Source organism: Streptomyces sp. BBFR25, assembly GCF_044590125.1.
GTDB classification, from domain to species: Bacteria; Actinomycetota; Actinomycetes; order Streptomycetales; family Streptomycetaceae; genus Streptomyces; species Streptomyces canus_D.
This window is the reverse complement of sequence record NZ_CP172447.1, coordinates 1,388,453-1,400,876: the sequence shown is the minus strand read 5'-3', so window position 1 is coordinate 1,400,876 and position 12,424 is coordinate 1,388,453. Positions and strand designations below refer to the sequence as shown.

Here is a 12,424-nt window from a genome sequence, read left to right as displayed (position 1 = left end):
CCCGGAAGGGCCTCACGAATGACCGACGACATCACGGGCGGCGGCCGGGAAGGACCTGGCAGCCAGTGGTACGACAACGAGGCCGGACCCCTCGTCCGTCCCTACGCGATGACCGGCGGCCGCACCCGGCCGGGACCCTCGGGAGTGCGGTTCGACCTGATCGCCCTCGTCACGCGCGCGGTCGGCGCACCGGGCGTCGACGACACCGTGCTCGGACCGGAACACCGCACGCTGATCGGCCTGTGCCGCACCGAGACCCAGTCGGTCGCCGAACTCGCCGCCGACGCGGATCTGCCCGTGGGTGTCGTCAGGGTGCTCCTCGGCGACCTGGTGGAACTGGGGTGCGTGACGGTCAGCCGCCCCGTGCCACCCGCGCAGCTGCCCGACGAACGGATCCTGCGCGAAGTGATCGACGGACTGCGCGCACTGTAGAGAGAGAAGTGATCGATGGTCTCCGAACGCTCCGACGCCACGGACGACGACACGACCGCGCTGGCGCTGAAGATCCTGGTCGCCGGAGGGTTCGGCGTGGGCAAGACCACCCTGGTGGGGGCGGTCAGTGAGATCAGGCCGCTGCGCACGGAGGAACTGCTCAGCGAGGCCGGACGGCTGGTGGACGACACCGACGGCATCGACCGGAAGGTCACCACGACCGTCGCCATGGACTTCGGCCGCATCACCATCCGCTCCGGCCTCTCCCTCTACCTCTTCGGCACGCCGGGGCAGGACCGGTTCTGGTTCCTCTGGGACGAACTGGCGCAGGGCGCGCTCGGCGCCGTCGTCCTCGCGGACACCCGGCGTCTGGCGGACTGCTTCCCCGCCGTGGACTACTTCGAACACCGGCACATCCCGTTCGTGGTGGCCGTGAACTGCTTCACGGGTGCACGCCGCCACGACGAGCACAGCGTTCTGCGGGCTCTCGACCTCGACCCGGGAACGCCCGTGGTGCTGTGTGACGCCCGGGACCGCGACTCGGGCAAGGAGGTACTGATCCGGCTCGTCGAGTACGCCGGGCGGATGCACACCGCCCGGCTTCTCGACTCCGTCCGCTGACCGGACCGGCTCCCCCCACCGACTGTGTGGCCCTCAGTCCGCCACCGACTTCTGGGCCAGGACCTTGTCCACGGTGACACGGACGAGGAGTTCGCCCGGCACGCCGTTGCGCGCCCCGAACTCCTCGGCCCGTTCCTCGCCCATGTAACGGGCGGCGATGCGGGCGGCCCAGTGCCGCAGTTCGCCGAGGTCCTCCGAGATCCGCGCACGCCCCTGCAGCACGACGAAGTCGAAGGGCGGCCGGTCGTCGTCCACGCACAGGGCGATGCGGCCGTCGCGGACGAGATTGCGCCCCTTCACGGTGTCCTTGCCGGTGTTGAACACCAGGTCCTGCCCGTCCAGCAGGAACCAGATGGGCGCCACATGCGGGCTGCCGTCGGCCCGAACGGTCGAGAGCTTTCCGGTGCGGGTGCCGTCCGAGACGAACGCCCGCCATTCCTCATCGGTCATCTTCTGTGCCATGCCTCCATCCTCCTTGCCCGGAGCACGGGCGTGGTGAAGGCTGGCGGACGAATCCCCCGGCCAGGGGGAGGCAACGCGTACGGGGAGACACGGGGAGATCGGATCATGGTGCAGAACCAGGGACTGGGCTGGTTGCTCGACGACCTGACCGCGCGCGTCGAACACGTACGGCATGCGTTGGTCCTGTCCAACGACGGATTGGTGACCGGGGCGAGTACGGGCCTGCGACGCGAGGACGCCGAGCACCTCGCCGCCGTCTCGTCCGGACTGCACAGCCTGGCCAAGGGCTCGGGCCGTCACTTCGGCGCCGGTCAGGTACGGCAGACGATGGTCGAGTTCGACGACGCCGTGCTGTTCGTCACCGCCGCGGGTTCGGGCAGTTGCCTGTGCGTGCTCAGCGGGGCGGAGGTCGACATCGGGCAGATCGCGTACGAGATGACACTGCTCGTGAACCGGGTGGGCGAGCACCTCGACGTCGATGCGCGGCAGCCGGGACGGATATCGCCCACCGAGCCCTGACCTGCGCTTTCGATGCCCTCGATGATGCCCTTGGTGGTCGGCCGCGGAGTTTTCCACAGGCTCGCCACGCATGTCGCGGCAGCGGCTACGGTTTTTGTGTCAGCGGGCGCGGACAGCGCCGGCCACACACTCCACGGGGGAGACGCATCATGTCCGGCAACACCATCACGCACGGCTTCGCCCCGGTCACCCTCTCTCGCGCGGCGCGGGAACTGGGCCTCAGGCGAAGCGAGTTCGACCTCGCCGTGCAGCTCGGCCGGGTCCGGACGGTACCCGACGACGCAGGAGGCGGGCGGCGGGTCCCGCGCGACGAGATCGACCGGATCCGGACGGCGGACGGTTTCCCCGAGGCGCTCCGGGCCGGTGTCCGGGCCGTCGGGACCACCGAGGGCGCGGCCCTCATGGACGTGACCACGGCACGGTTCACCCGTCTCGCGCGGCTGGGGCTGCTGGTGCCCGTCAAGTTCTACGTCAATCGGTACCGCGCCGTCGTCTGGCTGTATCTGGCGGACGAACTGCGGCAGTTCAGGGCCGACGAGCGCAACACCGCACTGCTGAAGGGCCGCACACCCGAAGGGCTGCGGGACCAGCTGGGAGAGGGACTTGACCTGCGTCCCCGCAACTGGCGGGGAAGGCACCTGGGATTCCTGCTCCGGCAGACGGACGACCCGTGGGCCCGGGCCGCGGCGATTGCGTCACTGCTCGACGCCGCCGAGATCTCGGACGTCGTCATCGATCCCTACGAGCGCTCCCATCTGCGCCGGTTCCGCCCCGCACTCGCCACGCACGGCTCACCGGGCTCCCCGGCCGCGCAACTCGCCGAGGAGATCGTGACGGCCGCCGACCCGGACGAGATCGACTGGCTCCGCTCCGACCTGGCGGCCGCGGTGGACACGGCCCGCCGACACCGTCCGGCCCCTCGCCCGCCCCTGCACGCCGTGCCGGTCCCGCCCGGTCCGGAATGCGTACCGGGCGGGGAGGCGGAACCGGTGCGGTCCGAGGCGGAGAACCCCGCGACGCCAGAGGTGGAGCGACCCCGACGGGTGCGCGGCCTGTTCGGCAGGCTCTGGCGCAGAGACTCCTGACCTACAGCGCCCGGAAAAGCCCCTCCTGCACCACGGACACCAGCATGCGCCCCTCTATGTCGTAGATCCGCCCACGGGCCAGCCCACGCCCGCCGGTCGCGATCGGCGACTCCTGGTCGTACAGGAACCACTCGTCGGCCCGGAAGGGGCGGTGGAACCACATGGCGTGGTCGAGCGACGCCATGTCGAACCCCCGAGGACCCCACAACGGCTCCACCGGGATGCGCACGGCGTCCAGGAGCGTCATGTCACTGGCGTAGGTCAGGGCGCAGGTGTGCACGAGCGGGTCGTCGCCGAGCGGCCCGACCGCGCGCATCCACACGGCGCTGCGCGGCTCGGCGCCCTCGACCTCCTCGGCACTCCAGCGCAGCCGGTCGACGTAACGGATGTCGAAGGGCTGACGGCGGGCCATTCGCTCCAACTGCTCCGGGAGCGCACCCAGGTGCTCCCGCACCTCCTCGGTGACCGTCGGCAGGGACTCCGGATCGGGGACCTTGCGGGCCGGCGGCAGCTGGTGCTCGAAACTCCCCTGCTCAGGCTTGTGAAAGGAGGCGGTGAGCGTGAAGATCGTGCGACCCTGCTGCACCGCGGTGACCCGGCGGGTGGTGAACGACCGTCCGTCCCGGTCCCGTTCGACCTGGTACACGATCGGCACGCCGGGGCGTCCGGGACGCAGGAAGTACGCGTGCAGCGAGTGCACCGGGCGGTCGCCGTCGGTGGTGCGGCCCGCGGCGACCAGCGCCTGGCCGGCCACCTGGCCGCCGAAGACCCGCTGCAGCGACTCTTCGGGGCTGCGGCCACGGAAGATGTTGACCTCGATCTGCTCCAGGTCGAGCAGGGCGACGAGGCTCTCGGCCGGATTCGTCATGGGTGGGGTTCTCCTGTGCTCACAGCTGGCCGACATCGGAGACGCGGACGACCGCACGGCCCTCCGCGTCGGAGGCGGTGAGGTCGACCTCCGCGCTGATGCCCCAGTCGTGGTCGTCGTTCGGGTCGTCGAAGATCTGCCGCACACGCCACAGCCCGTTCTGCGGCTCCTCCTCGATGATCAGCAGCTTCGGACCGCGGGCGTCCGGACCGGTACCGAGGTCGTCGTACTCGTCCCAGTACTTGTCCATGGCCTCGCCCCACGCGTCGGCGTCCCAGCCCGCGTCGGCGTCCATCTCGCCCAGCTCACCGACCTGGTCGAGGGCGGCCAGCTCGACACGGCGGAACATGGCGTTGCGGACCAGCACACGGAAGGCGCGCGCGTTGGCGGTGACCGGCCGCACCTGATCGGCCTTCTCCTGAGCCTCCTCGGCGGTCATCTCCGCCGGGTTGGCGAGCTGCTCCCACTCGTCGAGGAGGCTGGAGTCGACCTGGCGCACCATCTCGCCGAGCCACTCGATCAGGTCCTGGAGGTCCTCGGACTTCAGGTCGTCCGGCACCGTGTGGTCGAGGGCCTTGTAGGCGCTCGCCAGGTAGCGCAGCACGATGCCCTCGGTGCGGGCCAGTTCGTAGTGGGAGACCAGCTCCGTGAAGGTCAGCGCCCGTTCGTACATGTCACGGATGACCGACTTCGGGGACAGCGGGTGGTCACCGACCCAGGGGTGGCTCCTGCGGTACGTGTCGTAGGCGTGGAAGAGCAGCTCCTCCAAGGGCTTCGGGTACGTGATGTCCTGGAGGCGCTCCATGCGCTCCTCGTACTCGACGCCGTCCGCCTTCATCGCGGCCACGGCCTCACCACGCGCCTTGTTCTGCTGGGCGGCGAGGATCTGCCGCGGGTCGTCCAGCGTGGACTCCACGACCGACACCATGTCCAGCGCGTACGACGGCGACTCCGGGTCCAGCAGTTCGAAGGCGGCCAGGGCGAACGTGGACAGCGGCTGGTTCAGCGCGAAGTCCTGCTGGAGGTCCACCGTGAGACGCACGATGCGCCCCTCCGCGTCCGGCTGGTCGAGCTTCTCCACGATGCCGCCGTCCAGCAGCGAACGGTAGATGGCGATGGCCCGCCGGATGTGCCTGAGCTGCTGCTTACGCGGCTCGTGGTTGTCCTCCAGCAGGTGCCGCATCGCGGAGAAGGCGTCGCCGGGGCGGGCGATCACCGACAGCAGCATGGTGTGGGTGACCCGGAAGCGGGACGTCAGCGGCTCCGGCTCCGAGCCGATGAGCTTGTCGAACGTGCTCTCCGACCAGGCGACGAACCCCTCGGGAGCCTTCTTCCGGACGACCTTCCGCCGCTTCTTCGGGTCGTCACCCGCCTTGGCGAGCGCCTTTTCGTTCTCGACGACGTGCTCGGGCGCCTGGGCGACCACGAACCCCTCCGTGTCGAACCCGGCCCGCCCGGCCCGCCCGGCGATCTGGTGGAACTCCCGGGCCCTCAGCGTGCGAACCCGGGTGCCGTCGTACTTGGTCAGCGCCGTGAACAGCACGGTACGGATCGGGACGTTGACGCCCACGCCGAGCGTGTCCGTTCCGCAGATCACCTTCAGCAGGCCGGCCTGCGCGAGCTTTTCCACCAGCCGCCGGTACTTGGGCAGCATGCCGGCGTGGTGGACCCCGATGCCGTGCCGCACGTAGCGGGAGAGATTGCGGCCGAACTTCGTGGTGAAGCGGAAGTTGCCGATGAGGTCGGCGATCCGCTCCTTCTCCTCGCGCGTGCACATGTTGATGCTCATCAGCGCCTGCGCCCGCTCCACGGCCTGCGCCTGGGTGAAGTGCACGATGTAGACGGGGGCCTGCCGGGCCGCCAGCAGATCGGTGAGCGTCTCGGTGAGCGGTGTGTAGCGGAACTCGTAGGAGAGCGGCACCGGCCGGGTGGCCGAGCGGACCACCGAGGTGGGACGGCCGGTACGGCGCGCGAGGTCCTTCTCGAAGAAGGAGACGTCACCGAGCGTCGCCGACATCAGGACGAACTGGGCCTGCGGCAGTTCCAGCAGGGGAATCTGCCAGGCCCAGCCGCGGTCCGGCTCCGCGTAAAAGTGGAACTCGTCCATGACGACCTGGCCGATGTCCGCGTGCTTGCCGTCACGCAGCGCGATGGACGCCAGGACTTCCGCCGTGCAGCAGATGACGGGGGCGTCGGAGTTCACGGAGGCGTCGCCGGTCAGCATGCCCACGTTCTCGGTGCCGAAGATCTTGCACAGCTCGAAGAACTTCTCCGACACCAGCGCCTTGATCGGTGCCGTGTAGAAGGTGACCTCGTCGCGGGCCAGGGCGGCGAAGTGCGCGCCCGCCGCGATCATGCTCTTGCCGGAGCCGGTGGGGGTCGACACGATCACGTTCGCGCCGGAGACCACCTCGATCAGCGCCTCCTCCTGGTGGGGGTAGAGCGTGAGACCGCGTTCCTGGGCCCACGCCTCGAAGGCTTCGTACAAGGCATCGGGGTCGGCGGTCCGCGGCAGCTGATCGATGAGGGTCACGCCCCCATCTTGCCTGCCCCGGGCCGCGATGGGGGAATCGGCTGTCCGCGTGAAGATCACGAACGCTACGCTGGGTCGCCGGCGCGGCAACAGCGGACCCGGACAACTGCACAGCGGCACACGAGGAATGGGGCGGACAACGGCGATGATGGGACCAGCACACTCACTGTCGGGCGCCGCGGCGTGGCTCGGCGTCGGGGCGGCGACCGCCGCCGCGGGACAGCCGATGCCCTGGCCGGTGCTGCTCGCCGGAGCCCTGATCTGCGCCGGAGCGGCGCTCGCCCCGGACCTGGACCACAAGGCGGCCACCATCTCCCGGGCCTTCGGGCCGGTCTCCCGGGGGCTGTGCGAGATCGTCGACAAGCTGTCCTACGCCGTCTACAAGGCCACGAAGAAGCCGGCCGACCCGCGGCGCTCCGGTGGACACCGCACGCTCACGCACACCTGGCTGTGGGCGGTCCTGATCGGCGGGGGCTCGTCGGTCCTGGCCATCACGGGCGGCCGTTGGGCGGTGCTGGCGCTCCTCTTCGTGCACATGGTGCTGGCCATCGAGGGGCTGCTCTGGCGGGCCACCCGCGGCTCCAGCAGCGACGTGCTGGTCTGGCTGCTGGCCGGGACCAGCGCCTGGATCCTCGCCGGCATCCTGGACAAGCCGGACGGTGGCGCGGACTGGCTGTTCACGGCGCCGGGCCAGGAGTACCTGTGGCTGGGGCTGCCGATCGTGCTCGGCGCGCTGGTGCACGACATCGGGGACGCGCTGACCGTTTCGGGCTGCCCGATACTCTGGCCGATACCGGTGGGCCGCAAGCGGTGGTACCCCATCGGCCCGCCGAAGGTCATGCGGTTCCGGGCGGGCAGCTGGGTGGAGCTGAAGGTGCTGATGCCGGTGTTCATGCTGCTCGGGGGAGTGGGCGGCGCGGCGGCGCTCAACTTCATCTGAGCGACGCGGGACCGGTCGGCTCAGCCGGTTTCCCCGGTGTCCTGCCCCTCGCCCGCGCCGTAACGCCGCTCGAAGCGGGCGACGCGGCCCTCCGAGTCCACCGTGCGCGCCTTGCCCGTGTAGAAGGGGTGGCTCTCCGAGGAGATCTCCACGTCCACCACCGGGTAGGTCTCGCCGTCGTCCCACGCGATGGTCTGGTCGCTGGTCGCGGTGGACCGGGTCAGGAAGGCGTACCCGGCACTGCGGTCCCGGAAGACGACGGGCCGGTACTCCGGGTGCTTGTCCTGCTGCATGGCTGCTCCTCGTACCGCTCGGTTCGTCGGAGCGACGGCAGGGTGCTGCCGTCGCCAGTGGTGTCAGCCGGGCAGGGAGTCCTCGTCGACGACGTGCATCGCGGCCTCCTCGGCGGAGGCGGCCGCGCCGTCGATGCCCACGTCCATGGCGACCAGCGCCGGCTCCTCGTCCTCGTGCGCTCCTTCGTCGGGTGCCACGAGCCGGCCGGAGCGGTCCGCGCCGACCTCGTTGTCCAGCAGTTCCCCGTCGGTGCCGTCGGAGTCGCCCAGGCCGTCGCCGTCGGGCGCGAGCTCGTCCGGCCGCTCCTCGGCGAGCCGCTGGTCCAGCGTTTCGCCGCGGCGACGTTCGGCGGCGGTCACGCCGGTGTGCTCCACCGCCCAGGGGCGCTCGGGCGGCGACCAGCCCCGGTCGAGGGGGTCGTCGACACCGTCCTCCTCGAGGGTGTCCTCACCGTCGAGCAGCCCGGTGTCCTCCCTCTGCTCGGATCCGTCGGGCTGGTAGACGTCATCTCCCCATCCGTCGACGCTGTTCACGGACACCTCCAGGGGGTGGGGACCGGCCCCTTCTCACCGTGGACCGCGGCGGGCCGCCGCTGCACGGGGCACAGGCCTTACCTGTCGCGGAACCGCGCGGTTCCCGGGCCTGCCTCGAGCCGGTGCCTTCTCCCAGCCTTCCACCCCCGTTCGGGACCGCGCAACGGCACGGGTCCCGCCGGGGTACGCGACAGGCCCGCCCCCGCGGTCCCACCGGGCCGGCCGGTCCGCGCCGAGCCCTTCGGCACCGGCGGCGCGCCCACCCCCGGCCCATCACCCGGCCTTCCCCCTGGGCCCCGCCCGGCCGAGCCCGCCCCGGCCACCCCGGCCGGAGCCGGTCCGCCCCGAAGGTGCGCGACGTGGCTACCCGTGCCAGGACCGCCACAGCGCTGCGTAGGCGCCGTCCGCCGCGACGAGTTCGTCGTGGCTGCCCAGCTCACTGATCCGGCCGTTCTCGACCACGGCGATGACGTCCGCGTCGTGGGCGGTGTGCAGGCGGTGGGCGATCGCGATCACCGTGCGTCCGTCCAGGACCCGGGCCAGGGACCGTTCGAGGTGGCGTGCGGCCCGCGGGTCGAGCAGGGACGTGGCCTCGTCCAGCACCAGGGTGTGCGGGTCAGCCAGCACCAGGCGGGCCAGCGCGATCTGCTGGGCCTGCGCCGGGGTGAGCGCGAAGCCGCCGGAGCCGACCTCGGTGTCCAGCCCCTCGTCGAGCCCACGGGACCAGTCGTCCGCGTCGACCGCGCCCAGCGCCGCCCACAGCTCGGCGTCGGTGGCGCCGGTCCTGGCGAGCCGGAGGTTGTCGCGCAGGGAGCCCACGAAGACGTGGTGCTCCTGGTTGACGAGGGCGACGTGCGAGCGGACCCGTTCCGCGGACATCCGGGACAGTTCCGCGCCGCCCAGGGTGATCCGGCCCTCGCGCGGACCGTAGATGCCCGCGAGCAGCCTGCCCAGGGTGGACTTGCCGGCGCCCGAGGGCCCGACCAGGGCCAGCCTGGTGCCGGGGGCGACCTCCAGCGACACCTTGCGCAGCACGTCCACACCCTCGAGGTAGCCGAAGTGCACGCGGTCGGCGTGCACATGCCGTCCCTCGGGGGCCAGCGTGCCGTCACCGGCGTCCGGCTCGATGTCCCGGACGCCCACCAGCCGGGCCAGGGAAACCTGGGCCACCTGCAGCTCGTCGTACCAGCGCAGGATGATGCCCACCGGGTCGACGAGCATCTGCGCGATCAGGGCGGCCGTAGTCAGCTGCCCGACCCCGATCCAGCCCTGGAGGACGAAGGCACCGCCGATGAGCAGGACGGAGGCGAGCACGGTCACATGGGTGACGTTGATGACGGGGAAGAGTACCGACCGCAGCCAGAGGGTGTAGCGCTCCCAGGCAGTCCACTCCTTGATCCGGCGCTCCGACAGCTCGATGCGACGGGCGTCGAGGCGGTGGGCCTCGACGGTGCGTCCGGCGTCCACCGTCTCGGCGAGCACGGCGGCCACCGCGGCGTACCCGGCGGCCTCCGAGCGGTAGGCGGCGGGTGCCCGGCGGAAGTACCAGCGGCAGCCGATCACCAGCAGCGGCACCGCGATCAGCACCGCGGGCGCCAGGGGCGGTGCCGTGACCACCAGGCCGCCCAGCAGCAGCACCACCCACACGGCGCCGATCGCGAGCTGGGGCACGGCCTCGCGCATGGCGTTGGCCAGCCGGTCGATGTCCGTGGTGATCCGGGAGAGCAGATCACCGGTGCCGGCCCGTTCCAGCACGCCGGGCGGCAGCCCGACCGAGCGCACGAGGAAGTCCTCGCGCAGATCGGCCAGCATCCGCTCGCCGAGCATGGCCCCCCGCAGCCGGACCTCGCGCACGAACACGGCCTGCACCACGAGGGCCACCACGAAGAGCGTGGCCGTGAGGCCGAGGCGCAGCTCGCGCGCGTCGTCCGAGACCCGCTCCACGAGCCCGCCCAGCAGGTAGGGGCCGGCCATCGAGGCGATCACGGCGACGGTGTTGACGGTGACGAGGAAGAGGAAGGCCCGACGGTGCCGGCGCAGCAGCTCCCCGACGTAGGCACGCACGGTCGGGCGGGCGCCGACGGGCAGGGTGCTGGCCGTGGTGGGGGCCGCGGGGTCGTAGGACGGTGGCGCGAGGCCGATCATGCCGTCTCCTCGATCTCTTCCAGTCGGTGCAGTACGTCGTCGTCGCTCAGGGCACCGTCACGGTCCTCGACCTGGCCGTCGTCGGCCAGGGGCTGCGCCGGCTTCCCGCCGGACGGCAGGGTGTCCGGGTGCGCCGCGGCCTCCTCGTCGGTCTCGCGGGTCACCACCGCCCGGTACCGGGGTTCGGTGTGCAGCAGTTCCCGGTGGGCGCCGACCGCGGCGACCTCGCCGTCGTGCAGGAACACGATCCGGTCCGCGCGGTCCAGCAACAGCGGCGACGAGGTGAACACCACCGTGGTGCGCCCCGCGCGCAGTGCTCGCACGCCCTCCGCGATCCGCGCCTCGGTGTGCGAGTCGACGGCCGAGGTCGGTTCGTCCAGGACCAGCGCCTCCGGGTCCGTGATCAGGGACCTGGCCAGTGCCAGCCGCTGGCGCTGGCCGCCCGACAGCGACCGGCCCCGCTCGGTGATGCGGGCGTCCATCGGGTCGTCGGCGCCGAGCGAGCCCTGCGCGAGCGCCGTCAACACGTCACCGCACTGGGCGGCGGCCAGCGCCTCCTCGGCGGTGACGGCACCGGACGCGGGCACGTCCAGCAGTTCGCGGAGCGTCCCGGAGAGCAGCACCGGGTCCTTGTCCTGCACCAGGGCCGCGGTGCGCGCGGACTTCAGGGGCAGTTCGTCCAGCGGCACCCCGCCCAGCAGGGCCGACGCCCCCTGCTCCGAGGGGTGCCCGCCGAGCCGTTCCGCCAGCCGCCCGGCCGCGTCCGGGTCACCGCACACCACGGCGGTGAGCCGCCCCGCCGGAGCCAGGAGACCGGTGGTCGGGTCGTACAGGTCCCCGGTGGGGATCTCGGCGGCGCGCGAACCTCCGGTGTCCGTGGCACGTTCCAGGGCCAGCACGCGTGCGGCCCGCTTGGCCGAGGGCCGGGAGAAGGAGTACGCCATGGCGATCTCCTCGAAGTGCCGCAGCGGGTAGGTGAGGATCATGACGGAGCTGTAGACGGTGACGAGTTCGCCGACGCCGATGCGGCCCTCGCGGGCCAGGTGGACGCCGTGCCAGACCACCGCGATCAGCAGCAGCCCCGGCAGCAGCACCTGGATCGCGGAGATCAGGGACCACATGCGGGCGCTGCGCACGGCCGCGTGGCGCACCTCCTGGGAGGCGCTGCGGTAGCGGTCGAGGAAGAGTTCCTCGCCGCCGATGCCGCGCAGCACGCGCAGTCCGGCGACGGTGTCCGAGGCGAGTTCGGTGGCGCGGCCGGCCTTGTCGCGCTGGACGTCGGCCCGCCGGGTGGCGCGGGGCAGCAGGGGCAGCACCGCGAGGGCCAGCACCGGCAGGCCCACGATCACGACGACGCCGAGCGCCGGCTGGTAGACGACCAGCGCCACGCAGACCAGCACGATGGTGAGCGCGGCGGCGGTGAAGCGGGAGACGGCCTCCACGAACCAGCCGATCTTCTCGACGTCTCCGGTGGACACGGCCACGACCTCACCGGCCGCCACACGCCGGGTCAGCGCCGAGCCCAGCAGTGCGGTCTTGCGGGCCAGCAGTTGCTGGACGCGGGCCGCGGCGGTGATCCAGTTGGTGACGGCGGCGCGGTGCAGGAAGGTGTCGCCGAGCGCGTTGCCGACGCAGCACAGGACCATGATGCCGCCCGCGAGGGCGAGCCGGCTGCCGGAGCGGTCGACGACCGCCTGGATGGCGAGACCGACACAGAAGGGCAGGGCGGAGACGGAGGCGAAGTGCAGCAGGCCCCAGGCCAGTGACTTGAGTTGGCCACCGAGCTGGTTGCGGAACAGCCACCACAGGAATCGGGGGCCCGAGCGTGCGTCCGGCACACCCGGGTCGGGATACGGAAGGTCTTGGATCTGCATGACGTCCCAGTGGCTCGTGTCAGGGGGTGCCGTTGCCGTACGGCATCAAGAGGCTGCAAACCGTGAAAGGTTCGCGTCGCCACGTGCCCAAAATCAAGCGGTTTTCCGCGCGAGGGTA

The 12,424-nt window shown here is 71.5% G+C and carries 12 protein-coding genes; 5 read left to right on the top strand and 7 right to left on the bottom strand.

What is annotated here, in order from left to right:
- Positions 1–18: 18 nt before the first annotated feature.
- On the top strand, positions 19–432 hold the full coding sequence (locus ACGH52_RS06240) for a DUF742 domain-containing protein (protein WP_059297526.1): 414 nt from the start codon (positions 19–21) through the stop codon (positions 430–432).
- Positions 433–447: 15 nt separating this feature from the next.
- Entirely contained in the window at positions 448–1,053 is a 606-nt protein-coding gene (locus ACGH52_RS06235) for an ATP/GTP-binding protein (RefSeq protein ID WP_059297525.1), read from the top strand.
- Between the two features lie 33 nt (positions 1,054–1,086).
- Here ACGH52_RS06235 and ACGH52_RS06230 read toward each other — a convergent pair whose 3' ends face one another.
- Complete coding sequence (locus tag ACGH52_RS06230) at positions 1,087–1,515, bottom strand: PPOX class F420-dependent oxidoreductase (protein WP_121701406.1); 429 nt, start codon at positions 1,513–1,515, stop codon at positions 1,087–1,089.
- Positions 1,516–1,620: 105 nt separating this feature from the next.
- On the opposite strand from ACGH52_RS06230, the gene ACGH52_RS06225 reads away from it, so the two are divergent.
- Positions 1,621–2,034, top strand: a complete 414-nt coding sequence (locus ACGH52_RS06225; protein ID WP_059297523.1) for a roadblock/LC7 domain-containing protein — start codon at positions 1,621–1,623, stop codon at positions 2,032–2,034.
- A gap of 149 nt (positions 2,035–2,183) precedes the next feature.
- Positions 2,184–3,119 (top strand): DUF6397 family protein, encoded by a 936-nt coding sequence (locus ACGH52_RS06220; protein WP_121701407.1) that lies wholly within the window; start codon positions 2,184–2,186, stop codon positions 3,117–3,119.
- Position 3,120: 1 nt separating this feature from the next.
- On the opposite strand, the gene ACGH52_RS06215 is transcribed toward ACGH52_RS06220, so the two are convergent.
- Together ACGH52_RS06215 and ACGH52_RS06210 are read right to left on the bottom strand one after the other, a co-directional pair.
- Positions 3,121–3,987 carry an acyl-CoA thioesterase gene (locus ACGH52_RS06215; RefSeq protein WP_399938082.1) on the bottom strand — a complete coding sequence of 289 codons (867 nt, stop codon included), beginning with the start codon at positions 3,985–3,987 and terminating at the stop codon, positions 3,121–3,123.
- Positions 3,988–4,006: 19 nt separating this feature from the next.
- Positions 4,007–6,520, bottom strand: a complete 2,514-nt coding sequence (locus tag ACGH52_RS06210) for an RNA helicase (RefSeq protein WP_193777513.1) — start codon at positions 6,518–6,520, stop codon at positions 4,007–4,009.
- A 145-nt stretch (positions 6,521–6,665) separates the two neighbouring features.
- Here ACGH52_RS06210 and ACGH52_RS06205 point away from each other — a divergent pair, with 145 nt between their 5' ends.
- A complete protein-coding gene (locus ACGH52_RS06205) occupies positions 6,666–7,460 on the top strand; it encodes a metal-dependent hydrolase (protein WP_059297519.1) in 795 nt (264 codons plus the stop codon).
- Between the two features lie 20 nt (positions 7,461–7,480).
- Here ACGH52_RS06205 and ACGH52_RS06200 read toward each other — a convergent pair whose 3' ends face one another.
- The 4 genes from ACGH52_RS06200 to ACGH52_RS06185 form a co-directional block, all read right to left on the bottom strand.
- Positions 7,481–7,753, bottom strand: a complete 273-nt coding sequence (locus ACGH52_RS06200) for a type B 50S ribosomal protein L31 (RefSeq protein WP_059297518.1) — start codon at positions 7,751–7,753, stop codon at positions 7,481–7,483.
- Positions 7,754–7,816: 63 nt separating this feature from the next.
- Positions 7,817–8,287 (bottom strand): DUF5709 domain-containing protein, encoded by a 471-nt coding sequence (locus tag ACGH52_RS06195; protein ID WP_059297801.1) that lies wholly within the window; start codon positions 8,285–8,287, stop codon positions 7,817–7,819.
- Positions 8,288–8,650: 363 nt separating this feature from the next.
- Entirely contained in the window at positions 8,651–10,432 is a 1,782-nt protein-coding gene (locus tag ACGH52_RS06190) for an ABC transporter ATP-binding protein (protein ID WP_210976089.1), read from the bottom strand.
- A complete protein-coding gene (locus ACGH52_RS06185; RefSeq protein ID WP_210976088.1) occupies positions 10,429–12,306 on the bottom strand; it encodes an ABC transporter ATP-binding protein in 1,878 nt (625 codons plus the stop codon). The genes ACGH52_RS06190 and ACGH52_RS06185 overlap by 4 nt, the downstream gene beginning before the upstream one ends.
- Between the last annotated feature and the right edge of the window lie 118 nt (positions 12,307–12,424).